This is a genomic window from Synechococcus sp. H60.1 (genome assembly GCF_047462335.1).
GTDB lineage: Bacteria > Cyanobacteriota > Cyanobacteriia > Thermostichales > Thermostichaceae > Thermostichus.
In genome coordinates this window covers 38,182-63,292 of record NZ_JANSJA010000064.1, presented here as the reverse complement: position 1 = coordinate 63,292, position 25,111 = coordinate 38,182, and the positions used below count along the sequence as shown (strand labels likewise).

Below are 25,111 nucleotides of genomic sequence, written 5' to 3'. Positions count from 1 at the left end.
ACAGTCCCTTGAAGCAAAGCTCCAAGGTTCTTTTCTAAGTAGGAACGCCTCTCAATCTCGTCGGTTGGCAACTAATGCTTGTGGGCTTTTCCGCCCCGCACTAAAGCCCGCCAAGCTATCCTTCTGTGTACAGCTCTCAATTTGCCCTCGATCTGGGAAGTTAACCGTCGATGACCCACCTCCCCAAGTCACCCCTGGGATCCGTAACCCTAGCCCCTCCCCGCACCTTCCCCCTTACCGCTGTCGTCGGACAGCAAACCGCCAAGCTGGCTCTATTGCTGGCGGCGGTGGATCCCAGCTTGGGAGGGGTGGTGCTGGTGGGGCCGCGCGGCACGGCCAAGTCGGTCTTGGCCCGAGGGATCCAGGCCCTGCTACCTCCCATCGAGGTCATCGCCGGCTCCTATTGCAACGACGACCCGGCGCGGCCTGAGACCTGGTCGGACTGGGCCAAGGCCCGCTACCCGCAGGGGACGACACCCCCCACCCAACTGATAGCCCCTCCCTTTGTCCAGATTCCCCTGGGGGTGACGGAGGATCGGCTGCTGGGATCCGTGGATGTGGAGGCCTCGGTGAAGCAGGGGGAAACGGTCTTCCAGCCAGGGCTCTTGGCTGCCGCCCACCGGGGTGTGCTCTATGTGGACGACATCCACCTCTTAGACGACGCCATCGTCAACCTGCTGCTGACGGTGGTGGGAGAGGGGGTAAACCGCCTGGAACGGGAAGGGCTGAGCCTGCAGCACCCCTGCCGGCCTCTCTTGGTGGCCACCTACAACCCCGAAGAGGGATCCCTGCGCCCCCACCTACTGGATCGCCTAGCGCTGGTGGTGCCGGTGGGGCAGGAGCTGAGCCTGGAGGAGCGAGGGGAAATTGTCCAGCGGGCAACTCGATTTGTCGACGCCCCTGATCCCTTTCTGGCCGAGCATCAGGCGGAAGTGGAGGAAATCCGCACCCGCATTCTCCTGGCGCGGGAGTGGCTGCCCCAGGTCAAGCCACAGCGGGAGCAGATCCACTACCTGGTGCAGGAGGCCATCCGCGGCAATGTCCAAGGCCATCGAGGGGAGCAGTTTGCCCTGCGGGCGGCCTCTGCCCTGGCGGCGCTGGAGGGACGGGATCACCTCTTGGCCGAAGACCTGCAACAGGCAGTGCAACTGGTGCTGCTGCCCCGCGCCCGCTACAACCCCGACCAGCCACCTCCTCCCCCACCCCCATCCCAGCAGTCGGATCCCCAGCCGCCAGAGCCCGACAAGGAGGGAGAAGACAGAGAAGAGACGGAACCCCAGCCGGAAAATCTCAGCCTGCCCCAGGAGTTTTTCTTCGATCCCGAACAAGTGGCCCTTGACCCGCGCCTCTTGGCCTTTGCCCAAGCGCTAAACCAACAGGGAAAAACGGGATCCCGCAGCTTGGTGTTTAGCACCGACCGGGGCCGCTACGTCAAGCCCATCCTGCCCCAGGGAGCCAACCCCCGCATCGCCGTTGACGCTACCCTGCGGGCTGCCGCCCCCTATCAGAAAAGTCGCCGCCTGCGGCAGCCGGGGCGGGCCGTCATCGTCGAGCCTGGCGACATCCGCGCCAAGAAGCTGGCCCGCAAAGCTGGAGCCTTGGTGATCTTCGTGGTGGATGCCTCTGGCTCCATGGCTCTTAACCGCATGCAGGCGGCCAAAGGCGCGGCTCTGCGCCTACTGACCGAGGCCTACCAAAACCGCGACAAGGTTGCCCTGATTGCCTTTCGCGGCGAGGCTGCCGAAGTGTTGCTGCCCCCCACCCGCTCCATCGAGCTGGCCCGCCGCCGCCTGGAATCCCTGCCCTGTGGCGGCGGATCCCCCCTGGCCCATGCTCTCACCCAAGCGGTGCGCCTGGGGGTGAACGCTCGCGCCAGTGGCGACGTGGGTCAAGTCATGCTGGTGGCCCTTACCGATGGCCGAGCTAACATCCCCCTCAGCCGCTCTCTGGGACGCAGCGAAGGCGATCCCACTGACCTGAAGCAGGAGCTGCGGGAGATCGCCCTGCGTATCCGCGCCCTGGGGTTGAAGCTGCTCTTAATCGACTCGCAGAGCCGCTTTGTAACCACTGGCTTTGGCGCCGAGCTGGCCGAGCTGGCGGGCGGACGCTACTTTCATCTGCCCCGCGCCACCGACCAGGGGATCGCAGCCGTGGCCCGCTCGGCCATGCAAGAGGGACGCCCATACCCTTGAGAGAGCAGCTCTCCCTCGGTAGGAGCTGTAACTTTTCTTAATGTTTAGTTATGATCCCTGTAGGCGCTCTCCACCTTGCCCTATGACCACAGGACTCCTGCCAGAACTGCTCCTTGAGAATCCTATGGCCGTCGACTGGGTTAGCCGGGGGGTGAGCGCAGCCATTCGCGCTCTCTTTAAGCATGCAGAGCGGTTGGAGGCGCGCGTGCGGGCAGAGCCCATTGCCAAGCTGTTGCAGGGACGCATCGACAGCTTTGAGCTGCGGGGCCAGCACCTGCAGATGTACAACGGCCTGCGGCTTTCGCTTTTGGAGCTGTTTTGCAATGCTGTGGCCATCGATTTCAGCCAAATCTGGCAGGGGCGGATCAAGCTGCGGCAGCCGGTGCAGGCCACAATGCGGGTGGTGCTGAGCGAAGCGGATCTGGCGCAATCTTTCAACACCCCTTTTGTGCTGAGCAAGCTGGCCCAGGTGGGGCAGGAAGGCAAGCCTCTGTCGTTTCATCAGGTCGAGGTTCACATCACCCCAGAGCAGCGGCTGCAATTGCAGGCCAAGGTTCAGTCAGGGGGAGCAAAGCCCTTGCAGGTGGGCTTTTCCGCTCGCATTCAGGTGCTAGAACGCCGCCGCATTTGCTTTGCCGATCCCCTGTGTGAAGGCGACACAGAGGAGGGGCGGACCCTGAGCCAAGCCTTGGTGGATCACCTGAATGCGCTCCTGGATTTGGATCGGCTAGCCCTGCAAGGGAGCGAGCTGCGGGTAGATCGGGTGTGCCTACAGCCTCAACAGATGATCCTCTACGGCAGCGCTACTCTGGTGCGGTTTCCCACCCGCCAACCCCACTGGGAAAATGCTTGACAACCTTTCAGGCGGCGTGTACGCTCAAGACTGGTGAGGAGTGAAGAGAAGAAGCCTCTGGGGTCGAAACACGGACAGACGCCCAGAGGTTTTTTCATGACCTGGTTAGCCTCGACGGGGACACCGCACCCATACCTAGCCCCCGAGCTTCAACTCTTCTCAACTCAACCATAGGGGACTTTTCCCAACACGCACCTGGCACAACTTTTGCTCGGAAAGGTTCGAAAGAGTCTCCCCTGAGACTTAGGGGTCTTGGTTCAGTTGCAAGTGCCCTCCCAGGTCATCGCCTGCCAGAAGGCCGCGGAAGGTTGGTGCAATACAATGCGATTGCCATCGGGATCCTGGAAGTCCACCTCCTGGCCGTGAAAGGCCTGCCGCAAGGGCGAAACGGGGATCTGGTGCTCCGCCAACACCGCCGCTAGGGATCCGAGGCATGCCGCCAGATCCTGCACCTGCAGGCAAAGACTTACTGCCCCCGCCTGGGCGGCAAACTCTGGATGGAGACTGCGGTAGAGGCCCAGTCGCAGGCCAGGCAGGCGAAACTCCACATACACTGGCTCTCCCTCCCTGGAGAGCTGAACTTGGGGCGGGATCCCCAAGAGGGTCTGGTAAAAGTGCAACAAACGGGGCAAATTGGGGGTGGCCAAGCTCAGCAAAGCTGCAACAATCTGCATCGCAACCGGAAAAAGGAAGCTACCCATTTTAATCCCAACTTCCGCTGATGGCCAGCCCTAACTGCGCCACTCGGAAAGGGATCCCCGTGGCGGGGGAGATTCTCTCCCAGGATTGGATTATAGTAGGTACCGAGACTTGCTGCTCTTCACGAAGTAAAAACTGGAGCAACCTACCGTGGGGCTATTCAGCCGATTTTCCCGTGACATGGGCATCGATCTGGGCACGGCCAACACCCTAGTCTATGTGGCTGGCCGCGGCATTGTCCTACAGGAGCCCTCTGTTGTCGCCATCGACCAAAACACCAAACAACCGCTGGCCGTGGGGGAAGATGCCAAAAAAATGTTGGGCCGTACCCCTGGCAACATCGTGGCTGTGCGCCCTCTGCGCGATGGGGTGATCGCCGACTTCGACACGGCGGAGATGATGCTGAAGCACTTCATCCAGCGGGTGCATGGAGGTCGTTACTTGATCGCCCCGCGCATCGTCATCGGGATCCCGAGTGGGGTGACTGGCGTGGAGCGACGGGCGGTGATGGAAGCGGCCCTGCAAGCTGGCTCGCGGGAGGTATATTTGGTGGATGAGCCGGTGGCGGCAGCAATCGGAGCGGGGCTGCCGGTGCAAGAGCCCACCGGGAACATGATCATCGACATCGGCGGCGGCACCACCGAGGTGGCCGTCCTCAGCTTGCAAGGGATCGTCCTCAGCGAGTCGGTGCGGGTGGCAGGAGACGAGCTGAGCGAGGCCATTATCCAGTACATGAAAAAAGTTCACAACCTCACCATCGGGGAGCGCACTGCCGAAGAGATTAAAATTCAAATCGGCTCTGCCTACCCAATTCAAGAGGAGCTGACCATGGAAGTGCGTGGCCTCCACCTGCTCTCGGGTTTGCCCCGTACCGTTACGGTGAAGAGCACTGAGATCCGTGAGAGCATGGCCGAGCCGCTCTCGGTCATTGTGGAGGCCATCAAGCGCACCCTGGAGCGCACGCCGCCGGAATTGGCGGCAGACATTATTGACCGCGGCATTATGTTGGCGGGAGGGGGGGCGTTGCTCAAGGGGCTAGACGCCCTGATCAGCCATGAGACCGGGATCCTGGTTCACATTGCCCCGGATCCCCTCAGTTGTGTGGTGCTTGGTACAGGACGGGTTTTGGAGGACTTCAAGACCTTGGGTCGAGTCCTGAGCGGCAGCTTCAAAGGCTAGAAGCGTTTCTCTATGCGCTTCCCTAAGGATCTTAGAATCCCAAGGGCAGGTGTGAGTCGAGTGGTTCAAAGGGGTGCTGATTGAATCGGCTACACCAGTGGTGGAGGCGCCATGGTTTGGGGCTGCTCCTGTCTGCTTCGACGATAGGAGGGGCGTGGGCTTTGCGCCAGACTCAGGGATCCCTGCTGGTGGAACTGTACAGTTGGCTCACCGCACCCATCCGCCCACCTGTGAACCCTGACGCCGTACTTAGCCAGGCCGCCACCCGCGAGCTGCAGGCCCTGGTGGCCGAGCTGCAGCGTCAAAATCGCGAGCTAAAGCAACTGCTGCAGTTTACCGAACAGATGCCCCAGGCGAGGATCCCGGCGGCAGTGGTGGGCCGCAGCGCCGATCACTGGTGGCAACAGCTCACCCTCAGCCGTGGCAGCCGACATGGGGTCAGGGTAGGAGATGTGGTCATGGCACCAGGAGGATTGGTCGGGCGGGTTGAGGCGGTAACCCCCAACACCAGCCGCGTGCTGCTGATCAGCGATCCCACCAGCCGTGTCGGGGTGATGCTCAGCCGCAGCCGGCACATGGGCATCTTGCGGGGCACCGGCACCCAGAATGCCATCTTGGATTTTTTCGATAAGGATCCCAAAGTGGAAGTGGGGGATGTGGTGGTAACTTCGGGCCTAAGCAGCTTCTACCCGGCGGGGGTTGTGGTGGGAACGATTCGAGCCATCAACCTGGATGCCAGCCCTGCCCCACAAGCCACTGTTGAACTGTCGGCGCCCCTGGGCCTCTTGGAGTGGGCCTTGATTTACCGCTATGCTCAACCTTCTGCTTCTCAACCTTAAGTCTCGCCTCAATTGGCTGGTCACCGCCTTGTCGGGGCTGTTGGCGGTGGTGGCCCCTTGGTGGCGGGGGCCAGGCTTGGAGCTGGCGGGCTTAACCCCCGACTGGCCCCTGATCTGGGTGGTGTGCTGGAGCGTGCGGCGCAAGGCTTGGCAGGGGGCTGTTGCCGGGATTACATTGGGTTTTCTGCAGGATGCCCTGACCAACCCTTATCCTACCCATGCTCTGGGGTTGGCAGTGGTCGGGATCCTCACGGCCAAGTTGCAGAAACAGCGCTACATGCAAGAGGACTTCATCTCTGTGGCTTTGATCGTCTTCGGCATGGTGGTGATTGCCGAGACGCTGATGGCACTGCAATGGATGTGGTTGACGGCCTCTCAGGGATCCGCTGGCCTCGAGCCAGCGGAAATGGTAAATTGGCTAGATGGGTTGGCGAACTCCTCGCCTGCCGCCGGTGCTATTGGCGGCAATGGCCCACGTTCTCTGGAGAGCATCTGGTGGAACCATCAGCGCAATGCTCTCACGTCGGCTATTCTAAGCAGCCTGTGGGCCCCCGCTCTCTATTGGCCCCTCAGCCGTTGGTGGCAATCTCAAGAAGAGAGCTAGCTGCAGGTTCTGGGGCCAGCGCTCTGCATTCTCCAAGCCAGCATTCCCCACAGCCGCTGCCGGGCTCGATGGGACATCAGTTGCACAGCCACTATTCCAAACGGCGGCGAAACTGCTCCTTGTCCTAGCCCCTACTTCCTCTCTCCCTGGGAGAGGGGCCGAACTTGGGTGGGGGCTTGTAGTCGCTCTCAGAGGGATCCGTTTTCGCGTGAACGACTCCCGACACTCATCTTCGTTGAGTCAACACAAGAGTACGGGCTTCACGCTTCACAAACTTGTTGGTACAGAGGTCTTGGCGTGCTGGCACCGTGCAACCCACGGCGGGAAACTCTCCGGAGATTGAACTTAATCTCCTCAATTGAAGCACAAACGGCTTTCATCCCGACACTGATTGGCTCTTGAGTCAACACAATTCACCCATACAGTGCGGGGCTTCCCGCCGATTAAGCTAAAATGACAAAGCCCTCTGCCGCCCACTGCCAACGATCCAACAGACTCTGGGTCAAGCGGATGGGAAGGTGTTGAGGTTGACTCGATTTAGTGAGAGGGATCCATGCCCCATACCATCGTCACCGATATTTGTGAAGGCGTTGCCGACTGTGTGGAGGCCTGCCCCGTCGCCTGCATTCACCCTGGGGACGGCAAAAATGCCAAAGGCACCGACTACTTTTGGATCGACTTTGCCACCTGCATTGACTGTGGCATCTGTCTTCAGGTTTGCCCTGTGGAAGGTGCGATTCTGCCAGAGGAAAAGCCGCACCTGCAGCGAGTGCCCAGCTAGCCGGGCGGGCTGCTTCTTCCCAATTTTGCAATTGCCTTTCAGCCCAGAGAAGCCAAAGCCACAACGGCGCTGCTCAACCAGTTCAAGGACAGGAGCCCGCCCAGGAAGGCCAACGGGATCAGGCCCGCCAGTCGCCACCACTCCAGATCCAGCGCCACTGCTGCCGCCCGCACCTGCCAAACCACAAACCACAACAGCGCCCCTAACCCGAGCAGGGATCCGGCCACCCCGCCTAGGGATTGGGCAGGTCCCAGCAGCAGCCAGGGCAAGCTAGCAAAGCCCGTCAGGCAGAGGAGCGCTGCAAAAGAAGGGGCAGCCCGCCCAAAACAAAAGGCCAGCGCCTGCAGCAAAGCCGCCAGGCTTACCCATCCCAGGGAGCCTGCCAGTAGCGCCAGCACCATGCTCGGCAGGTTTACCCCAAAGCGACGCACAGCCTCGAGAATGTTGAGCAGCGCCACCACCCCAAAAGCTTGCCAGAGAACAGGCTGTTGCCGCAGCGAGCGGAAGGTGCGCTCCGGCAGAAACCAAGCGCCGTAAATATTGTCCAACAGAGAGTCGAGCATGGCCGGCAAAAAGTCGGGCTGCCTTCCTATCCTAGCCGAAGGACAAAAGGGCTCCTGCAAAGCCAAGCAAGCAAATGCCGGTCCCGTCCTTGGCAAATCCCTGATGAGCACTTGACAAGCACGGCCGGCAGATGCGGTATGATGGGCTAAGGATTCTGAGGCGTTGGTGACTGCCGTTACGTTTTTGCGATCGATACCCTTCGACAATTAGGACGGGTGTGGATGTGAGAGCAGTAAGCCAAACTCGATTTGGAAACTATCGATAGTCATCCCCGATGTCCTACACTGGCTTTTCCAGGTCGAAAACCACGGTAAAACGGCGCAATAGTATCCTCAAGAAGGCTCTCGCGAGAGGGCCTTCTTGCTCTTAATGGCTGCAGGGGATCCCTGGTCAGGTAAGTTTTGAGGGGAGCTGAGGTGGTGTGGGATGGGGGTTAGGCGGCCTGTTGTTTGGTCTGTGGTCAATTTTGAACGGCAGGGATGCGGCGCCAATTGAGGTTGGAAAGCACCAGGGCGCTGAGGGGGCGGGTGTGGACCAGCAGCCCGGCAAGGAGCAGCAGCCAATGGCTCAAGGCAGAGCCGGCCAGCAGCCAATGGATGAGCAGAGCTGCCCCTCCCCCTTCTACCCCTGCCGCCAAGACCCAGGCCCAGGCGACTTTCCCGTGCCGGGACAGGAGGATCCCTTGCAATCCACCGACGCCAAGCCCCACCAGCAAGCCACGCAGCGGGCTGGCCATCGCTTGCAAGGCGTTCTGTGGCCAGGGATCCCTGGGATCGAAAGCGAAGGTTGCCACCCCCACCTGAGGGGCCAGGGTATCTGCTGCCACCCAGCCCAAAGCCGTGGCCAGTAGCGTGGCCGCCACCCACCGCCAAGAAACCTGCCGTCGCAATACCGCCCACTGGAGTAGCCCCATTCCCAAGCCAAGGCTGGCCCCAGCCACCGCTCCTTGGAGCGAACCCAAAGCAGCTAGGAGGGGAGCTGCCGCCCCCAGCCCCAGATAGCCAATCCCAGCCGCCGCCCAATTGGCCAGGAGCCAGACCAGGACCAATCCTTTGCTCTGGCGGGTCTTGCCTGAGGTGGGGAGGGTGGGCTTCGGGTGGGGGCTAACCTGTTCCTGGCCGACCTGCTGTTCAACCTCGCGCAGGCCCTGTTCTGCCGAGGGGTTGCCCGGCTCCAGCCGCAGCACTCCTTGATAGTCCATCTGGGCAAGGCCCCAATGGCCCTGCCGCTGGTGGGCCAGGCCGCGGTACAGATAGTAGCGGGCTTCGTTGGGGGCGCTCTGGATCAGCTCGTTGAGCAGGTGGATGGCCATTTTGTATTCGCCTGCCTCGATCAAATGCACCGCCCGCTGGAGCTTTTCCGCCTCAGCTTCCGACGCAGCCGCCTGCTGGGTAACCTGCTGGCCAAACCCCGCAGGGATCCGCTGAAGAGGAACCTGTTGAGGAGGAGCCGAGGAGGTGGGAGGCGGGATCTGATCCCCATAGACGGCTCGGAGCTGCTGGGCCAGCTCCTCCATGGTGGCCGGGCGAAGGGCAGGGTCTTTCTCCAAGCAACGCAGCACCACCCTTTCCAGAGCCTCAGGGATGGAGTGGGGCAGCGGATGGTCTTGAAAGGGGCGGGGCTGTTGGAAGTTGTGGACGTGGTACCAGCCCTGCAGGGTGTCGGTCTCCGGCTCGAAGGGCAGGGCACCGGTTAACAGCTCGTACAGCACCACCCCCAGCGAATAGATGTCGGAGCGGGCATCCAGCTTCTCTCCCCGCATCTGCTCCGGGGAAGCATAGACCATCGTGCCCAAAAAATACCCGGTTTGTGTCAGGCCACGGGAGGTCTCTCCCATGAGCTTGGAAATGCCGAAGTCCAGGATCTTGACCCGTTCCTTGCCGTCGGGCCCTTTTTGCACAAAGATGTTGCTGGGCTTGATATCGCGGTGGATGACCCCTCGAATCGAGTGTTTGCCCAGATCCATGTGAAAGTTGTGGGCGTGGTGCAGGGCCGAGCAAATTTGCAATGCCAAGTTCACCACCCGCTCTGGGCGCAAGGGGCCTTCCCGTGCCAACACATAGTCCAACCCCTGGCCGGTGTAGGGTTGGGCATTCAGATACTCCATCACCAGGTAGGGCTGGTTTTGGTAGAGGCCATAGGAGCGCACCTGCACAATGTTGGGGTGCTCGCCCAACAGAGCGCTGACCCTGGCCTCGTCCAGGAAGCGCTGCTGCAGTTGCTGGTAATACTCCGGCTCCATGTCTGGCGGCGGCGGGCGCAACAACTTGACGGCCACCGGCTCGTCATTCAACTGGGTATCCACCGCCTCGAACACGTTGCCGTAGCCACCCTCGCTGATGTGGTGGGTCAGTCGGTAGCGGTTGCCGATCAGTTGTCCAATGAGGCGCTGGTTCATGGAGGAGGACGGCCAGCCGAGGAGAGGACTTACCTAAATGATTCTAGTCAGCTTGAGGGCGCAAGACCTGTTGGTGAGGAATCCGCTACCATTGCCAACCTTTTTCGCCCCAAAAGCTGGGGATCCCGCTAGGATTGGGGCATGGGTGCTCTTTGTGAAACCGCCTCTCCTTCCCCCTTCTGGCTAGAGGTTACCGAGTTTGCCTTGCAGGCCACGGCAAAGGTCGGATCGCAGCTCTTGGCAGACTTTGGCCAGGCCTCCTCTACAGAAAAAGCGGACGGCAGCTTGGTAACCGCTTCTGACAAATGGGCAGATGACACCTTTCAAAAGGCAATTGCCGCGGCCTATCCGGCTCACGGCTACCTGAGCGAGGAGTCCAACCACATTTTCCCGGAGAAAGAGTGGTGCTGGGTGGTGGATCCCTTGGATGGCACCACCAATTTTGCCCGCGGGCTCCCCATCTGGGGCAGCTCGCTGGCGCTGTTGCACTGGGGCGTGCCCGTGTTTGGCTGTGTGCATCTGCCGCCCATCCGCCAGACTTTTTACGGCTACTGGCCTCAGTTTGCGGGCGATGCGCCGGCAGGAGCTTTTCTCATCCGCCACGACCGGGATCCCGTTCTTCCTCAGCCCATCCACCCCAGCACCGCCCCACCCGGCCCCAACCAACTGTTTAATTTTTGCTCCCGCAGCAGCCACTGGATTAGCCCGCAATTTCCCTGCAAAGCGCGGATGTTGGGGGGCGCTGCCTACAACCTGCTGGCGGTGGCCAGCGGCAGCCTTTTGGGAGCAGTAGAACGCTCACCCAAGATCTGGGATGTGGCGGCGGTGTGGGCCATCGTCAAGGGGGCCGGCGCCGTTTGGGAGCCCCTTGGCCCTGCTGACCCGGATCCCGGAAGGCCGTTGATCCCCGGCAAGGACTATGGCCGGCTGACCTATCCGACGCTGGTGAGCGCTCAGGACAGGTGGATCCCGCTATTTCGGGCTTTCATTGCTCTGTAGCTCTCGTAAACCGCCTGGACGTTGTACCAGTTGAGGAAGCAAACCCGACACAGCTCCAAGGCCAACTGCGAGCGGCCTTGCCGGATCAACCAGCGCAGCAGCGGCTCTAGCCGCTTCTCGTTCAGCCAGCCCCCCAGCGACAGCAGGCCCCATAGGCATTGATGCAGAGGCGTCAGTTGGATCATCAGGCGCACGGCCCAAGTGGGGTGCTTTTGGTAAAAGAGGATGCCCATGCGGCCCCGCTGCCGCTCCCGCTCGATGAGGGCTGGGATTTGCGCTAGCTCGAAGGGCGGATGCCAGTGGTAGCCGGTGGCCTGGGGGCACTTGACCAGGCGCAGGCCCAGGTGCTTCAGCCGCACCCCCAGCTCCAGGTCTTCCCAGCCGTAGAGGTGAAACCGCTCGTCAAAGGGGCCGGCAGGGGTTTCACAAGCCCGCTCCAGCCAATGGCGGGCGATGGCCACATTGCCGGTGGCAAAGAAGGCTGCCGAAAAATCGGTGGGCTTGAAGGGCTCGGAGCAGGGATCCTGGAAATTGCAGGTGTTGATCACCCGCCCATAGGTGAAGACCTTGGCTTCCTGGAGCGAACTGGGATCCCCCTTGACGCCGTGTCGCCGCAGCATCTGGGCATGAGCGGCCAAGAAATGATCCACCACCACCAGGTCGCTGTCGATAAAAACAATGATGGATCCCTGGGCATGGCGAAACCCCAGGTTGCGGGCGGCAGCAGGGCCGCGGTGTTCTTGGCACAAAAGCTTTATCGGCGGCAAATCTGGCGGCTGGCTCTGCAGCCATTCCACCGTGCCGTCGGTGGAGCCGTCGTCCACCACCACCACCTCGTAGCCGTCGTAGGGGCCAGGCTGCTGCTGGGCCAAAGCCTGCAGACATTTCTGCAAGATGGGACGGCGGTTGTAGGTGGGGATGATGACGCTGATGTACACCGGGGATCCCTGGCTCTTAAGGCAAACCCTACTCCTAGAGTCAAGGGGTTTTTCTATACGGCTAGAGAGCTTTGAGCAGCTCTGCCGATTGGCGCACCGTCTCGAAAAAGTGATGGACATTGGCCTCCGGAGTGGTGTGGTGCACGCCGTGGCCCAGGTTCATGATGTGGCCGCGGGGTCCCGCCTTTTGAATCACCTCCAGGGTGCGCTGCCGGATGAATTCCGGGGATCCCAGCAACACCATCGGGTCGAGATTGCCCTGCACCGCCAGGGATCCCAGGCGGGCCCTGGCCTCGGCCATGTCGCTCATCCAATCGAGGCTGAAGACATCGATGCCAGCTTTGCCCACCCGCTCCAACAAAGCGGCGCTGCCGTTGATGTAGAGAATGAGCGGCACCTGCGGATACCGAGCTTTCACCTGATCCACAATTTGCTTTTGGTAGGGCAAGGCCCAAGCTTCGTAATCGCCGGGGCTGAGCTGGCCGGCCCAGGTGTCAAACAACTGCACCACCTGGGCACCGCACTCGATCTGGTAGATCACGTAGCGGGCAATGCTATCCGCCAGCTTGCTCAGCAACTGATGCAACATCTGCGGCTGAGTGAAGGCCAGGCTCTTGATATGGGCATAGTCTTTGGAGCTGCGGCCCTCTACGGCGTAGCAGGCCAAGGTCCAAGGGGAGCCGACAAAACCCAGCAGCGTCGCCTTCCCTTCCACCTCGCGGCGCAAGGTGCTGAGTATGGTCTTGATAAAGGGCAGGCTTTCTTCCGGCTCTAAGAGACGGATTTGGTCGATTTGGGCCTGGGAGCGGATTGGCGGGTCGATGATCGGCCCCTGCTGCTCCACCAGCTCAAAGGGGATCCCCATGCCCTCAAGGGGGGTGAGGATGTCGCTGAACATAATGACGCCGTCGGGGGCAAAGGCGCGAAACGGCTGCAACGAGATCTCAATCGCCAGCTCCGGGATCTCGCAGCGCTGCTTGAAGGTGTATTTGCTCTGCAGCTCACGGTAGACCGCCATGTAGCGCCCCGCCTGGCGCATCATCCAAACCGGAGGACGATCCAGCACCTCCCCACGGGCCGCCCGCAGCAGACGGTCGCCATCGCCAAGCTGAGCAGATGAGTGGGACATAAGAAGACCAAGCCGGCTGAAGATCCTTAATGCATCCTGACATTGGGGGGACGGCTAGCGCAAGCTTGCGGCCCTTCCTCCTGACACTTTCCTTAGGGGTTGCAACTTGCTGTCACCGGCTGGGGAAGGCAGATCCCGACCTAGAGTGGACATGAGATAATGTCAGCTTGCAAGCCTGTTGTAGAACTACTCGACAGGGATCCCCCCATTGCCGAGTTGAGAGGAAACCCCGCTTGGTTGCCCAAACCTTTGACCTGAAAGTCTATCTGAGCCAGCGTCAGCAACAGGTGGAAGAGGCGCTTTCTGCAGCTCTGGCTCCCGCCTATCCGGAGCGCATTTACGAGGCGATGCGCTACAGCCTGCTGGCGGGGGGAAAACGCCTGAGGCCGATCCTCTGTCTGGCGGCCTGTGAGTTGGCCGGCGGCTCCGTGGAGCAGGCCCTGCCCACTGCCTGCGCCCTGGAGATGATCCACACCATGTCGTTGATCCACGACGACCTGCCGGCCATGGACAACGACGATTTTCGCCGCGGCAAACCCACCAACCACAAGGTGTTCGGCGAGGATATCGCCATTTTGGCAGGAGATGCCCTGCTGGCCTATGCCTTTGAGCATATCGCCAGCCAAACGCGGGGGGTGCCGCCGCAGCTGGTGCTGCAAGTCATTGCCCGTATTGGCCACGCAGCGGCAGCAACCGGCTTGGTGGGGGGCCAGGTGGTGGATTTGGAGTCGGAGGGCAAAGCCATTTCCCTAGAAACTTTGGAGTACATCCACAGGCACAAGACGGGTGCTCTGCTGGAGGCCTCGGTGGTTTCAGGAGGGATCCTGGCAGGCGCAGACGAGGAGCTGCTGGCCCGCCTGGGCCACTACGCCCGCGACATCGGCCTGGCTTTTCAGATTGTGGACGACATTTTGGATATCACTGCCACCAGCGAGCAACTGGGCAAAACCGCAGGTAAGGATCAAGCTGCCGCCAAAGCCACCTACCCCAGCTTGTTGGGCCTGGAGGCTTCCCGGCAGAAAGCCGAGGAGCTGATCCAATCGGCCAAGGAGGCGTTACGCCCCTACGGATCCCGGGCCGAGCCACTGTTGGCCCTGGCGGATTTCATCACCCGCCGTCAGCATTGAGACAAGAGGACAAGACAGATGGGATCCCTGTCCACCCTGTTGGAGACCCTGGTCGTGTTCCAGTGCCGGAGAGCCCTATGCTGCAGCAGTTGATGGCCAACCACGTCCTCTGGGTTGCTCTGCTGGCCAGTGTCTTGGCCCAGGCCATCAAGCTGATCCTGGCCTATGTGCGTTCGGGCAAGCTCAACCTGCGGGTTTTGGTGGAGACGGGGGGGATGCCCAGCTCCCACGCAGCGCTGGTGACGGCTTTGGCCGTGGGAGTGGGGCTGGAGGAAGGTTGGGACAGTCTGCTGTTTGCGGCAACGGTGGTTTTTGCTTTGGTGGTGATGTATGATGCTGCCGGGATCCGCCAGGCTGCCGGCAAGCAGGCGCGGGTGCTGAACCGTCTCCTGGAAGAATGGTTTGAGGAGAAGGGTGCAGATCGCTTCCAGGAGCCCTACTTGAGGGAGTTGCTGGGCCATACGCCCGTCCAGGTGATCGCCGGAGCAGCCCTGGGGGCAGCCTGTATCACGTTATCTTTTGCCCTGGGAATCACCTGAACGCAATTGGGGCATGCTAGAGCAGGAGCATCACCGGTGGTCATGGCCTCCAGTTCTCAACCTCGTCCGATCCAACGCTGCCCCGCCTGTGGCAAGCCGATCCCGGCCTATCGATATAAGTCTCCCTACTGCGACCACTGCGGCTGGCGGGCGGCCTCAGGCGGGCAAACCCCTCAAAAAGGCGGACCTGGGGGCCAGAGAGCCAGAGCTCAGGGGAATAAGATTCAGCAACACCTGCAGCGCCTCAGCCTGCCCCCTCTGTTGCAGCCGCTGTTGAAGTTCGACTTTTACCTCTATCTGGGCTGGGGGATCAGCCCTTTGTTTCCGCTAGTGGTGGAGCGACCACTGCTGGCCGAATCCAACTATCTGTTGCTGATCCCGCTTCTGTTGAGCTGGGGGCTGCTCTATCTCGCGGTGCGGGATCTGCCCTTGCCCCAGGACTTGCGGCTGCCGCGGCTGCTGCTGGATGTGGCGTTTATCCTGCTGCCCTTCTTCCAAAAAATCAACGTCTCCAAGGCCCCTAACCGACCCTACTGGAATGCTCTGCTCATCTGGGTCATCGGGACTCTCCTACTTGCCGCTGTGGGGCTTTGGAGCTTTAGCCTGCTTCTGACGGCATTGACGCTGCTGTTGACCAGCTTCTGCACGCTCCTGTTCTAGCCGAGATGGTCGCCGAAAACTCCAGCCTCCCATGAGCATTCCTGTCGCCCGCCAACGCTTTATCCAGGAAATTCAATCAGATTCCATCGATCTGGGCCGAGCGGCCCTCTGGATTGCTCAGGAAGCCTATCCCGACTTGGATGTAGAAGAGTATTTGGCCGCTTTGGATGAGATGGCCGCAGAAGTGCAAGAGCGTCTTCCTCCCGAGCGCTACCCCCTGCGCGTCATCCGGATTTTAAATCACTATCTCTTTGAAGATCTGGGCTTTCGTGGCAACAGCAAAGACTATTACGATCCGCGCAACAGCTTTTTAAACGAGGTGATCGATCGGCGTACCGGTATCCCGATTACTCTTTCTCTAATCTATCTAGAGCTGGCGCGGCGGATCGATTTTCCCATGGCAGGGGTGGGCATGCCCGGTCACTTTTTGGTGCGGCCCTTGTTTGCAGACGCGGAGATTTTTGTGGATCCCTTTCATCAAGGGCAGATTTTGTTTCCGCAAGACTGTCAAGAGCGGCTGGCCCAAATCTATGGGCTCGGGATCCCTCTACAAGATCATCATCTCCGCCCCACTCCTCCTCGCCTAATCTTGGTGCGGCTGCTCAACAATCTTAGGCAGATTTACCTGAGCCGCGCCCAGCTAGAGCTTGCCTTGGCAGCAGTGGAGCGCATCTTGTTATTGATCCCAGAGTCCTTGCCCCACCTGAGGGATCGAGGCTTGCTCTGCTACCAGTTGGGGCGTTGGCAGCAGGCCCGTCAGGATCTGAGGCACTATCTCAAGCAGGCACCTTTCCACCCAGAGCTCAGCCACCCCGACGAGCGTTTAATCCGAGAGATCCTGCAAAGGCTAGAAACTTACTCTGACTAAGGTCGGGTGCAACAATTGTTCGAAAAAATCCTCCCATCGAACGATTAGTTGATTACCTAGGCAATATGGGCCTCACCCAAGAGCTCACCTCGCCATCCTTAAGCAGCGCTGGGGCCCTTGCAAGAGTCTGAAGCGGCTTTCACTTCCTGACGAAGAATTGCCTCTACCAGCTCATCTAGAGCTTCCAAATCAGATAGACTGTAGCCTTTTTCCCAAAGGATTTTGTTGATGGTCAACTCCTGCTGTAGCGTCAGGGTCGAGGATTGTAAGACCTCACTAACGATCTCGCGAATGCTCATTACAACCTCACGATCTCAAAAGAGAATTTATTATCTTAGCTCACAAGTCCAGGATGCAAGAAATACTTGACGTAGCCATCGTGAGGATCACGTATTTTGGCCAAAATCTAGGGCCGCCTATGCTAGCTTTACTCAGGGAAATTGCCAATGGTACTTTCACGGGGCCTCGCTGAGGCTTGGGAGCTTCCCAGGGAGGCTTGTCCAGTTTGCCCTTCCCAATCTTTTGCGAAGGGGGTGCGAGTGATGGGTTCACCCGATAGCTGCTGCAGTTCTGGCGACTTTGGGGCCAGTCGCACCCCGAGTGGGTTGCTGGGTCTAGGATCCCGGAGGGCGGGCCACTAGTCTGTCAGTACTCTATTAGGATGAAGTGGGATCCTGTCGGCTACCGGGTTTTGTGGGGAATCCCAGTCAAATCGCAGGTGAGGTTGCAGCACCATGACATTGACGTGGCAAACGGATGGACAGACTTGGTTTCTTCTGCCTCCCCAACCCCGTGCCGTGATCCACTTTCTGGGCGGAGCGTTTGTGGGATCCGCCCCGCAATTTTTCTACAGCCGCCTGCTGGAAGAATTGGCCCGCATGGGCATGGCCGTTGTGGCTACCGCCTACACCACCGACATTGATCACGCTCAAATTGCTTTCAAGGCAGCCCAATCTTTCCATAGAAGCCTGCAGAGCAAAGGTTTGATGGGGTTGCCCCTCTTTGGCTTGGGCCACAGCCTTGGCGGTAAGCTGCAGATCCTCTCCTGCCTAGCCCTTCCTTCTTTGGGATCCCAGCGGCGCGGCAATATTTTTTTGGCCTACAGCAATGCCGGCTTGGAGCGGGCGCTGCCGCTGTTGCAGGTGTTGGTGCAAGCATGGCCTCAACAACAACTTAGCGATCTGTGGCGGATGTGGATGGGATCCTCTTCGCCGCCGGTGAATCTGTGGTTGGAGTTTGAGCCTTCTCCGGCAGAAACCAATCGCCTTATCGAGGAGCAGTATCCGGTTAGAAACAACCTGCTTGTAGAGTTTCAGCAGGATGATATTGACGATATTCCGCTGCTCTATCAACAGCTTCGCCGCAGGTATGGAGGCTACACCGAATGGCAACGCCTGGAGGGGGATCACTTAACCCCGTTGGGTTTCAGCTATCCTTTCCGGGTCGAGGGGGAGTTCAGTCCCATCGATGCCTTCGCACAGTTGTTTTATCAAAACTTACTAGCTCCTAACCAACGAATGATCCAGAGTATTCGAGCCTGGCTGGCAGCACAACTGGCTTAATCGAGCCAGCTTAGGTCGGAAAGGAGCTCCTGTGAGTGGGGAGACTGGGCCTGCAGAGAAAACAGCATCTGTAGAGTGTCGCTCATCAAGAAGTAACAGGTTAAAACACCACCGGCAGCCACGGCCACCAGCGTTCCTGCCAACATACGCGAGAACTCCTGACGCTGAAACGCCTGTTCCATCAAGCGCAGCGCCCAGAACCCCAGTAGGATCACAATGGCAAGGATGATCAACATATCGTAATCTAAGCTGTAACCTATTGTAACGAAGCTGTCCCTCGACTGCCATTGACAAAACCTGGTTAAAACCTAAAGAGTTCTCTGTCCTCTGCGGCCAACAACTCGTTGGCAGGATAGCGGCGGGCGTGGCCCCCTGTGGCCTCCAGCCCTTTTGGCTGGCCTTGTCTGAGGCTATAGGCCCCAAGGGGATCCCGCCGGCAAAGATTGCTGGGCGGCTGGGTGTTCAAGCGGCCTACACCTGTTGCCCCTTGGGGGAAGCGCCGGCAACTGTTGCAAGATCTGGAAAAGGAGAAAGCTTCTGGGCGGATCCTCGCTCCTCAGGCCAATCCTCTGCAGGATACCAAAATACATCGACCCGCTGGCGGCTGCTCGCATTTACCCAGAGGGATAGTTTGGTAGTCCCGTACTTGAGTGCGGGGCGGAAAAGCCCGCAAGCAACTTTAGTTGCTCATCAATGGTATAGTTGTCACCGAGGCGTGCTGTTCCCAGGCAAGCCCCTAATCACGGTGAAAAACCCGACCGGTGGCAAGGATCCGGGAAAGACTAACGTCTCATCCAACCTGCAAGGACTCTGTCCCGCTGACGCGAACAGAAAAGTAAGCAGAACCTGGGGGCTTTGCCTTAAGGAACTGTCTAGAGGCGTCTTGACAGTGCCTTTGCGAGTTCGTTTTTGAACTGCGTAAGAATCCCCTGCCTTTGGGCGGTGGGAGTATCAATCGATGATCTAACTGCTGCTCGAGCGGTGGGGTATGGTACGGCGAAGGCTGGCCTGTGCGGTTGGATCCCTGGCACTTCAGCGTTCTCTGCAGACCCCTTTGCAGCAGCGCAGCCGGGCGCTCAACCGTCGCCGCAAACTGATTTACCGCAGAACTCGCCTACTCTACCAGCGCAACTTGCCCCTTTACCTGCGCAATTTGTTGTTGCAGTACCGCACCAGCTTTATCTACAACCTCAAAGCTAGGCCCGTGATCAGAACTCGCTAGAGAATGTCGAGCTATCTTTTCACTCTCAGCGCAATAGTTTTCACAGCGCGAAAAATAGGCAGATGGCGACGGACATTGCCCTACCGGAAAAGCCTGGATTTATAGTCAAAAATAGTCAAAAATTGTTCTCTGTAAGCCTTATCTCCCCCTTCCTTCTAAGAGAGAGGCTGGGCTCCCTCTGAGAGAAAAGAGTTGGAAGTGGGAGCCAAGCTAAGGCTACCGAATTGTGAAGCGGCCAACTCCTATCTTCTCGCCGTTGACCTGAACCTCGACACGGTAGCGCCCAGTGTAGGGTTGGCTGAAGCTGAGAAAGCCTCGCACCGTGTCGGCCAAGGGATCCCAGGGAAAATCAAACTTGCGGATCAGTTGCTCGCCCCCGGCTTCTCCGCCCTCGTAGTACCAAAGCATCTCCACCTGGGCGTTGGCAGGGAGGCTGCTCACCGGCAAAATGGCCCAGACTAGGGTATCGGTGGTCTTGAACTCGGTTGTGGCCTCGCCAGGGCTGCCGTCCCCCCGACCTCGGTGCAGGCTGATCACGCTTGTCCCTGCCTCGTTTGGGGCCTTCTGGCTGTAGGCGCGGGCATCGGCTTGCGCTTCCTGACCGAGGCGCTCCAGCTCGGCCAGCAAATCTTCCTGCTGCTTCAGGGCATCGGTTGCTTCCTGCAGCCAGCGGGCGATCTGCCGCTCTGCGGTTGGGGCTTCTGGAGCTGGAGAAGAAGGCTTTCGGGCGACCCCCGTAAGGTTTTGGATGGGAAAGCCCCGAGCCGTCCCCACCTCGCTGCCCAGCAAGTTGAGCCAGCGACTCCGGATTGCGGGTGTCATCTCTGGCTTGGCGGCGTAGGCAATGCGCACAGGGCCGTCTGGGCCTTGGGTGATGCGGCCAATCTCATGCTCTTGGATCCCGGCAGCCTGCCCACGACAGCCGGCGCTACGGAACTCGTAGAGAACATCTTCTTCGCTCTCCCGGTGAAACTCCCAAGTCGTTTGGGGACAGTGTTCCAGGAGGTTATTCCGCATATTGTTTGCCAGGAAGCGGGGCGATTTTGGTACCTGAACGTTCATAACCGAGAGCATTTCTCTCCAAGAGGCCAAGCTCTCCTCGGGCCGTATGAGAACAGTCAATGTAGCCGTCTCAGTAACTTGGCGATCGGCAAAAGCCCACTCCCCCACATCTCCCTCGATGATGACGTTTCCTGACGAGGTGAGGAAAGCCGAGGCAAAGAGCAGGCCGGCAAAAAGGTTTAACATGAGATTTGTGCTGGGAAAGTTCTCAATCAGCTCGCCGGGCAAGCAATGAAAAACAACTGGACAAAGAAGCTAGAGTCTTCGTCATTACCTTTCGCAAGGTTCACCTCAGGAGAATCTTGACAGATCCCTACAGCTTGATTTTGCTGACCTTACCGAAAGATCTTTATGACCCCTTATAATATCGGCCAGCATAGCACAGTTGAGCTCAATTCTGAAACCTACTTTGCAAGAATGCTGTATTTTTCTGATCAGTATATTCATTTACATTGAACAGATATCAGTCTGTTCGTTCAGACACTTAAAACCCTCCGGATAGCCCTCGCGAATTTGTCAACAATCGATCTCTTAGTCATCGGGGCTAGAAGAGGGGATTTTCCCGGTGATCAGCCAGTTATCCCCCACAGTCTGCAGTTGCAGCTCCAGCAGTTGCCAGCTCTGGTTCAGGTCAGGGATCCCTTCGCCTCCTACGGGGGTTGGGGCGTCGGCCCCGCCCAGGATCTTGGGAGCGATGAAGGCGGCCACTTTCTGGATGGCCCCATCCTTGAGGGCAGCCCAGGCCAGGGTGCCGCCGCATTCCCAGAGGGCGCTCAGACAGCCTCGCTCAAAGAGAACCTGCGCTGCTCGAGCCGGGGTTACTTGATCCAGGTGCAGCAGCTCCACCCCTTGCTGGGCCAGGGATCGCCAGAGGGGATGGGTCTCGGTGGCTTCTGTCATCACCAAAGTTGGCGCCTCCTCCACCTGCCAGAGGTGGGCCACGGGGGGTAGGTTTAGGGAGCGGCTGAGAACCACCCGCAGGGGCTGGGATCCTTGAAAATCCGGCAGGCGGCAGGTCAGGCGGGGGTTGTCGTGCCAGACAGTTTTCGATCCTACGATGACCGCGTCGTGCCAGGCCCGCTGGCGGTGAACCCACTCTCGCGCCAGGGGGTTGCTAATCCACTGGCTGTGGCCGGTGACGGCAGCGCTCTTGCCGTCTAGGGTCATGGCGTATTTGAGCAGGCCAAAGCACTGCTTCCGCACAATGGCAAAGGCAAAGCCCTCGTTGAGCTCTTGGCACTCCCGCTCCAGCACTCCCACGGTTACCTCGACCCCGGCCTCCTGCAGGCGGCGGATCCCTTTGCCGGCCACCAGCGGGTTGGGATCCTGCATCCCCACCACCACCCGCCGGATCCCGGCAGCCAGGATGGCCTCAGTACAGGGAGGGGTGCGCCCGTAGTGGTTGCAGGGCTCTAAGTTGACGTAGAGGGTGGCGCCCTTGGCCAGGGATCCCGCCTGCTGCAAGGCCAACACCTCGGCGTGGGGCTGGCCGGCTCCCGGATGAACGCCTTCCCCCACCGCCTGATCCCCCCGGACAACAACGCAAGCTACCCGCGGGTTAGGGGAGGGGCGCTGTGGTGTGGAGCGAGCCAAAAAGAGGCAGCGTTCCATCCACTGCCGGTCACACTCTAGGGGCATGGGAGGAGGCCTGGGCCTGCACCGTTTAGGCCAGCATTGCAACAACCCGTGCCTCGAATTCTATCGGCTTCTTGGCCCAGGGATCTATCTCGCCGGCGGCACCTCCCAGCGGGGCGGCTTTGGTAAGCTGGTTACGGCTTTGGCAGGAGGGATCCCATGGACAGCCTCCAACTCTGGCAGCGCTACTGCGATTGGCTTTACTACCACCCTGAGCTGGAAATTTTTGTTGATATCAGCCGCATCCGCTTTACCCCTGCCCAAGTGGAGGCGCTGCGGCCTCTCTTTGCCCAGGCCTTTGCCCAGATGCAGGCTCTAGAAGCCGGGGCCATCGCCAACCCCGACGAAGGCCGCCAGGTGGGCCACTACTGGCTGCGGTCGCCAGAGCTGGCCCCCACGCCGGAGATCCGGCAGGCAATTCAGGAGTGTATTGAACAGGTGGAGACCTTTGCAGAAAAGATCCACCGCGGCACAATCCCGGCTAGTGGGGGAGGATGTTTCACCGAGCTGCTCTGGCTTGGCATTGGCGGATCAGCCCTGGGGCCGCAGTTTGTGGCCGAGGCCCTGGCTCCGCTGCAGCCGCCCTTGAACATCCACTTCATCGACAACACGGATCCCGACGGGTTTGATCGCGTGCTGGGGCGGCTGGCGGACAAACTGGGACAAACTCTAGTAATTGTTGCCTCCAAGTCCGGCAGCACACCTGAGTCGCGCAATGGCTTGGTGGAGGTGGCGCTGGCCTACCAGAAGGCCGGGATCCCCTTTCCTGCTCATGCGGTGGCCATCACTGGGCCTGGCAGCCAATTGGAGCAGCAGGCACGGCAGGAGGGGTGGCTGGCAATTTTTCCCATCTTCGACTGGGTGGGGGGGCGCACGTCAGAAACCTCGGCGGTAGGCCTGTTGCCGGCGGCGCTGCAGGGGATCGATATCCGGGCTTTGCTGGCCGGGGCCGCCACCATGGATGAGGCCACCCGCGTACCCCATCTGGAGCGCAACCCCGCTGCCCTCTTGGCCATGGCCTGGTACATCGTCGGCGAGGGGCGGGGGCGCAAGGATATGGTGGTTTTACCCTACAAAGACCGCCTGGCGCTGTTTAGCCGCTACCTGCAGCAGTTGGTGATGGAATCCCTGGGCAAGTCCCACGACCTAAAGGGCAACCTGGTGGAGCAGGGCTTAACCGTCTACGGCAACAAGGGCACCACGGATCAGCACGCCTACGTGCAGCAGCTGCGGGATGGTCTCAACAACTTCTTTGTGACCTTCATCGAGGTGCTCCAGGATCGCGAGCCCGGGATCCCTTCCCCCTTTGTAGAGCCCGAGGTAACCAGTGGCGACTACCTAGACGGCCTGCTGCAGGGCACCCGCCAAGCCCTCTACGAAAACGGGCGCGACTCCATTACCGTAACCCTGCCGCGGGTGGATGCCCGCTCCGTGGGAGCCCTGATTGCTCTCTACGAACGGGCAGTAGGCCTCTACGCCTCTCTCATCCAGGTCAACGCCTACCACCAGCCGGGGGTGGAAGCGGGCAAGAAAGCAGCCAACGCCGTCCTGCAGCTCCAGCGTCAGGTGCTGGAGGTGATGCGAGAGCAAAAGGGATCCCTGACCTTGCCCCAGTTGGCGGAAAAACTCGGCTGCCCGGAGCGCGTCGAAACGCTGTACTGGATTGTGCGCCATCTGCATGCCAATGGCCGCGGCTTGGTTTTGGTGGGGGATCCCGGTCGACCGCTGGAGCTGAGCATCCAGCCCCGGCCCGCCTAAGCCTGCTGTTGCCTGGACTGGAGCCGGCCAATCTGTACCTCACCTTAAGCTCCTCCAGAGCAGCCGGCCTACCTGTCTAGGATTGAGCAAGAGCCCACTGCAGGAGGAGACGATGGATCAACCTGCCGCCGTCCTGCCTTTACAAACCCCAAAAGATGTCTCCATCGAGGACATTGAGCAGGAGCTGAACAAGATCTGGTCTTCCAAAGGAGAGAGCGTCGCTGCCCGCGCCGCCACCTTTACCCTGGTGGTGTATGAATCGCTAGACGATGCCCTGTTGCTGCCCTCCCCCACCGTTGAAGCCATTGCCAGTCAGAACCCCTGCCGCGTCATCGACCTGCGGGCCAAACGGGAGGGAGCCGCAGAGGACGCCATCGAGGCCCAGGTAGCCGCCTATTGCCCGGTGACCCGTGAGCAGCGCAGCTCGCTGGTGTGTTGCGAATACATCACCCTGAAAGCGCCGGAAGCAGCTCTTGTACGGGCTTGCAGTACTGTTGCCTCGCTACTGATCCCCAACTTGCCCACTTTCTTGTGGTGGCAAGGAAACCTGGACTTAAACAGCTTGCTGTTTCAAAAGTTGGTGGCCCTGAGCAACCGGGTCATTGTCGATTCGCGAGGCTTTGTCAATCCTGAGGAAGACCTGCAGGAAATAGACCTTCTCATCCGCGAGGGCCACCACTGCGGGGATCTTAACTGGCGCCGGCTGCTGCCCTGGCAGGAGCTTACTGCCCAAGCCTTCGATCCCCCCGACCGGCGGGAGTCGCTGTACTGGATAGATCAGGTAACGATTGACTACAAAGCCGGCAATCCCTGCCAGGCCTTCCTTTTCTTGGGCTGGCTGGCCAGTCGGCTAGGGTGGACGCCCACTGAGCGAGCCCAGACTCAGGAACATGACTATGAGATTGACCGCATCCGCTTCCAAACCCAAACAGGGGGCGAGGTGAGGGCAGAATTGGCTGCCGTACCTTTGGCTTCCGAAATGAGCCAGCCGGGGGATCTCATCGGGCTGCGCCTCACCTCCAGCAACCAGGAAGTTGACGCCTGCACCGTGCTCTGTTCGGAAACCACGGGGTGCATGCGCATGGAGGCCATGGGAGGTGCCCAGAGATGCGTGGTTCGCCAGGTGGCCCCCCTGGAGCACGATTCCCTAGAAACGCTCCTGGCTGCCGAGTTGCAGCGGCCTGGCCCCGACTATCTTTACGAAGAAACCCTGGGGGTAGTGGCCCAGATCCTCAAGTTGCAGAGAAGCGGAAGGACAGGGTAGAGTCCCAAACTCCTTCGCAAGGGTCTTGCAACTCCCCGTTTGGCCAGCGAAAGCCCTGACTTCTCAGGCCACCTTGAGAGATTTCCTGTTGAAGCCAGCTCAGCGCAGCCCTAGGACAGAAGCCAGCACGCTGTGGCCTACCAGCGCTTCCACTGCAATACTGATGGCAAATCCCAGCATGGCCAAACGCCCGTTCCACCGCTCAGCTTGCTCAGTCCAGCCAATTTCCCACGTGGGCG

Annotated in this window: 24 protein-coding genes; 15 read left to right on the top strand and 9 right to left on the bottom strand. The window is 60.0% G+C overall.

Annotated elements, in window-relative coordinates:
* Positions 1-170: 170 nt before the first annotated feature.
* Positions 171-2,192, top strand: coding sequence for a magnesium chelatase ATPase subunit D (gene bchD / locus NW852_RS03815; protein WP_414426476.1), 2,022 nt, complete (start codon positions 171-173; stop codon positions 2,190-2,192).
* Positions 2,193-2,316: 124 nt separating this feature from the next.
* Positions 2,317-3,045, top strand: coding sequence for a DUF2993 domain-containing protein (locus NW852_RS03810; protein ID WP_414370477.1), 729 nt, complete (start codon positions 2,317-2,319; stop codon positions 3,043-3,045).
* Between the two features lie 257 nt (positions 3,046-3,302).
* Here the strand turns inward: NW852_RS03810 and NW852_RS03805 are convergent, their stop codons facing one another.
* A complete protein-coding gene (locus NW852_RS03805; RefSeq protein WP_414365820.1) occupies positions 3,303-3,719 on the bottom strand; it encodes a VOC family protein in 417 nt (138 codons plus the stop codon).
* 175 nt (positions 3,720-3,894) lie between these two features.
* On the opposite strand from NW852_RS03805, the gene NW852_RS03800 reads away from it, so the two are divergent.
* The 4 genes from NW852_RS03800 to NW852_RS03785 all read left to right on the top strand — a co-directional run bounded on the left by NW852_RS03800 (position 3,895) and on the right by NW852_RS03785 (position 7,147).
* Positions 3,895-4,923 carry a rod shape-determining protein gene (locus NW852_RS03800; protein ID WP_414365819.1) on the top strand — a complete coding sequence of 343 codons (1,029 nt, stop codon included), beginning with the start codon at positions 3,895-3,897 and terminating at the stop codon, positions 4,921-4,923.
* An 80-nt stretch (positions 4,924-5,003) separates the two neighbouring features.
* On the top strand, positions 5,004-5,762 hold the full coding sequence (mreC, locus tag NW852_RS03795; protein WP_414365818.1) for a rod shape-determining protein MreC: 759 nt from the start codon (positions 5,004-5,006) through the stop codon (positions 5,760-5,762).
* The gene (gene mreD / locus NW852_RS03790) at positions 5,734-6,366 is read left to right on the top strand and encodes a rod shape-determining protein MreD (RefSeq protein WP_414370474.1); all 633 of its coding nucleotides are present in this window, start codon (positions 5,734-5,736) and stop codon (positions 6,364-6,366) included. The genes mreC and mreD overlap by 29 nt, the downstream gene beginning before the upstream one ends.
* A 553-nt stretch (positions 6,367-6,919) precedes the next feature.
* Positions 6,920-7,147: an indolepyruvate ferredoxin oxidoreductase subunit alpha gene (locus NW852_RS03785; protein ID WP_414365758.1), complete on the top strand. Its 228-nt coding sequence runs from the start codon at positions 6,920-6,922 to the stop codon at positions 7,145-7,147.
* A 38-nt stretch (positions 7,148-7,185) separates the two neighbouring features.
* Here NW852_RS03785 and NW852_RS03780 read toward each other — a convergent pair whose 3' ends face one another.
* Both NW852_RS03780 and NW852_RS03775 read right to left on the bottom strand, forming a co-directional pair.
* A complete protein-coding gene (locus NW852_RS03780) occupies positions 7,186-7,710 on the bottom strand; it encodes a YIP1 family protein (protein ID WP_414365757.1) in 525 nt (174 codons plus the stop codon).
* A gap of 461 nt (positions 7,711-8,171) precedes the next feature.
* Positions 8,172-10,109, bottom strand: coding sequence for a protein kinase domain-containing protein (locus NW852_RS03775; RefSeq protein WP_414426475.1), 1,938 nt, complete (start codon positions 10,107-10,109; stop codon positions 8,172-8,174).
* Between the two features lie 141 nt (positions 10,110-10,250).
* Here NW852_RS03775 and NW852_RS03770 point away from each other — a divergent pair, with 141 nt between their 5' ends.
* A complete protein-coding gene (locus NW852_RS03770; protein ID WP_414365755.1) occupies positions 10,251-11,108 on the top strand; it encodes an inositol monophosphatase family protein in 858 nt (285 codons plus the stop codon).
* On the opposite strand, the gene NW852_RS03765 is transcribed toward NW852_RS03770, so the two are convergent.
* Both NW852_RS03765 and hemE read right to left on the bottom strand, forming a co-directional pair.
* Positions 11,063-12,046, bottom strand: a complete 984-nt coding sequence (locus NW852_RS03765) for a glycosyltransferase family 2 protein (RefSeq protein WP_414338203.1) — start codon at positions 12,044-12,046, stop codon at positions 11,063-11,065. The two genes, NW852_RS03770 and NW852_RS03765, sit on opposite strands and share 46 nt — an antisense overlap.
* A gap of 61 nt (positions 12,047-12,107) precedes the next feature.
* Entirely contained in the window at positions 12,108-13,175 is a 1,068-nt protein-coding gene (hemE, locus tag NW852_RS03760; RefSeq protein ID WP_414335752.1) for a uroporphyrinogen decarboxylase, read from the bottom strand.
* Positions 13,176-13,408: 233 nt separating this feature from the next.
* Here hemE and crtE point away from each other — a divergent pair, with 233 nt between their 5' ends.
* The 4 genes from crtE to NW852_RS03740 all read left to right on the top strand — a co-directional run bounded on the left by crtE (position 13,409) and on the right by NW852_RS03740 (position 16,369).
* Positions 13,409-14,302 (top strand): geranylgeranyl diphosphate synthase CrtE, encoded by an 894-nt coding sequence (gene crtE / locus NW852_RS03755; RefSeq protein ID WP_414376401.1) that lies wholly within the window; start codon positions 13,409-13,411, stop codon positions 14,300-14,302.
* Between the two features lie 77 nt (positions 14,303-14,379).
* A complete protein-coding gene (locus NW852_RS03750; protein WP_414365752.1) occupies positions 14,380-14,841 on the top strand; it encodes a divergent PAP2 family protein in 462 nt (153 codons plus the stop codon).
* 42 nt (positions 14,842-14,883) lie between these two features.
* A complete protein-coding gene (locus NW852_RS03745) occupies positions 14,884-15,501 on the top strand; it encodes a hypothetical protein (RefSeq protein ID WP_414370468.1) in 618 nt (205 codons plus the stop codon).
* Positions 15,502-15,532: 31 nt separating this feature from the next.
* Complete coding sequence (locus tag NW852_RS03740) at positions 15,533-16,369, top strand: SirB1 family protein (protein WP_414365750.1); 837 nt, start codon at positions 15,533-15,535, stop codon at positions 16,367-16,369.
* Between the two features lie 98 nt (positions 16,370-16,467).
* Here NW852_RS03740 and NW852_RS03735 read toward each other — a convergent pair whose 3' ends face one another.
* Complete coding sequence (locus tag NW852_RS03735; RefSeq protein ID WP_414365749.1) at positions 16,468-16,668, bottom strand: hypothetical protein; 201 nt, start codon at positions 16,666-16,668, stop codon at positions 16,468-16,470.
* Between the two features lie 435 nt (positions 16,669-17,103).
* Here NW852_RS03735 and NW852_RS03730 point away from each other — a divergent pair, with 435 nt between their 5' ends.
* A complete protein-coding gene (locus NW852_RS03730) occupies positions 17,104-17,931 on the top strand; it encodes a DUF1350 family protein (RefSeq protein ID WP_414365748.1) in 828 nt (275 codons plus the stop codon).
* Here NW852_RS03730 and NW852_RS03725 read toward each other — a convergent pair.
* Complete coding sequence (locus NW852_RS03725; RefSeq protein WP_414370466.1) at positions 17,928-18,167, bottom strand: hypothetical protein; 240 nt, start codon at positions 18,165-18,167, stop codon at positions 17,928-17,930. The two genes, NW852_RS03730 and NW852_RS03725, sit on opposite strands and share 4 nt — an antisense overlap.
* Positions 18,168-18,919: 752 nt before the next feature.
* Here NW852_RS03725 and NW852_RS03720 point away from each other — a divergent pair.
* Positions 18,920-19,153 carry a hypothetical protein gene (locus NW852_RS03720; RefSeq protein WP_414365746.1) on the top strand — a complete coding sequence of 78 codons (234 nt, stop codon included), beginning with the start codon at positions 18,920-18,922 and terminating at the stop codon, positions 19,151-19,153.
* Positions 19,154-19,369: 216 nt separating this feature from the next.
* Here NW852_RS03720 and NW852_RS03715 read toward each other — a convergent pair whose 3' ends face one another.
* Positions 19,370-20,401 carry a hypothetical protein gene (locus NW852_RS03715; RefSeq protein WP_414365745.1) on the bottom strand — a complete coding sequence of 344 codons (1,032 nt, stop codon included), beginning with the start codon at positions 20,399-20,401 and terminating at the stop codon, positions 19,370-19,372.
* Positions 20,402-20,746: 345 nt separating this feature from the next.
* On the bottom strand, positions 20,747-21,853 hold the full coding sequence (gene ribD, locus NW852_RS03710; RefSeq protein ID WP_414365744.1) for a bifunctional diaminohydroxyphosphoribosylaminopyrimidine deaminase/5-amino-6-(5-phosphoribosylamino)uracil reductase RibD: 1,107 nt from the start codon (positions 21,851-21,853) through the stop codon (positions 20,747-20,749).
* Between the two features lie 156 nt (positions 21,854-22,009).
* Between ribD and NW852_RS03705 the strand changes: the two genes are divergently transcribed.
* Both NW852_RS03705 and NW852_RS03700 read left to right on the top strand, forming a co-directional pair.
* On the top strand, positions 22,010-23,608 hold the full coding sequence (locus NW852_RS03705) for a glucose-6-phosphate isomerase (protein ID WP_414365743.1): 1,599 nt from the start codon (positions 22,010-22,012) through the stop codon (positions 23,606-23,608).
* A 112-nt stretch (positions 23,609-23,720) separates the two neighbouring features.
* Complete coding sequence (locus tag NW852_RS03700) at positions 23,721-24,872, top strand: glucose-6-phosphate dehydrogenase assembly protein OpcA (RefSeq protein WP_414370463.1); 1,152 nt, start codon at positions 23,721-23,723, stop codon at positions 24,870-24,872.
* Positions 24,873-25,111: the final 239 nt, after the last annotated feature.

Coding starts and splice junctions, on each gene's coding strand:
- bchD (WP_414426476.1), top strand. CDS start 171: ATGACCCACCTCCCCAAGTCACCCCTGGGATCCGTAACCCTAGCCCCT.
- NW852_RS03810 (WP_414370477.1), top strand. CDS start 2,317: ATGGCCGTCGACTGGGTTAGCCGGGGGGTGAGCGCAGCCATTCGCGCT.
- NW852_RS03805 (WP_414365820.1), bottom strand. CDS start 3,719: ATGCAGATTGTTGCAGCTTTGCTGAGCTTGGCCACCCCCAATTTGCCC.
- mreD (WP_414370474.1), top strand. CDS start 5,734: ATGCTCAACCTTCTGCTTCTCAACCTTAAGTCTCGCCTCAATTGGCTG.
- NW852_RS03785 (WP_414365758.1), top strand. CDS start 6,920: ATGCCCCATACCATCGTCACCGATATTTGTGAAGGCGTTGCCGACTGT.
- NW852_RS03780 (WP_414365757.1), bottom strand. CDS start 7,710: ATGCTCGACTCTCTGTTGGACAATATTTACGGCGCTTGGTTTCTGCCG.
- NW852_RS03775 (WP_414426475.1), bottom strand. CDS start 10,109: ATGAACCAGCGCCTCATTGGACAACTGATCGGCAACCGCTACCGACTG.
- NW852_RS03770 (WP_414365755.1), top strand. CDS start 10,251: ATGGGTGCTCTTTGTGAAACCGCCTCTCCTTCCCCCTTCTGGCTAGAG.
- hemE (WP_414335752.1), bottom strand. CDS start 13,175: ATGTCCCACTCATCTGCTCAGCTTGGCGATGGCGACCGTCTGCTGCGG.
- NW852_RS03750 (WP_414365752.1), top strand. CDS start 14,380: ATGCTGCAGCAGTTGATGGCCAACCACGTCCTCTGGGTTGCTCTGCTG.
- NW852_RS03745 (WP_414370468.1), top strand. CDS start 14,884: ATGGCCTCCAGTTCTCAACCTCGTCCGATCCAACGCTGCCCCGCCTGT.
- NW852_RS03740 (WP_414365750.1), top strand. CDS start 15,533: ATGAGCATTCCTGTCGCCCGCCAACGCTTTATCCAGGAAATTCAATCA.
- NW852_RS03735 (WP_414365749.1), bottom strand. CDS start 16,668: ATGAGCATTCGCGAGATCGTTAGTGAGGTCTTACAATCCTCGACCCTG.
- NW852_RS03730 (WP_414365748.1), top strand. CDS start 17,104: ATGACATTGACGTGGCAAACGGATGGACAGACTTGGTTTCTTCTGCCT.
- NW852_RS03725 (WP_414370466.1), bottom strand. CDS start 18,167: ATGTTGATCATCCTTGCCATTGTGATCCTACTGGGGTTCTGGGCGCTG.
- NW852_RS03720 (WP_414365746.1), top strand. CDS start 18,920: ATGGTACGGCGAAGGCTGGCCTGTGCGGTTGGATCCCTGGCACTTCAG.
- NW852_RS03715 (WP_414365745.1), bottom strand. CDS start 20,401: ATGTTAAACCTTTTTGCCGGCCTGCTCTTTGCCTCGGCTTTCCTCACC.
- ribD (WP_414365744.1), bottom strand. CDS start 21,853: ATGCCCCTAGAGTGTGACCGGCAGTGGATGGAACGCTGCCTCTTTTTG.
- NW852_RS03705 (WP_414365743.1), top strand. CDS start 22,010: ATGGACAGCCTCCAACTCTGGCAGCGCTACTGCGATTGGCTTTACTAC.
- NW852_RS03700 (WP_414370463.1), top strand. CDS start 23,721: ATGGATCAACCTGCCGCCGTCCTGCCTTTACAAACCCCAAAAGATGTC.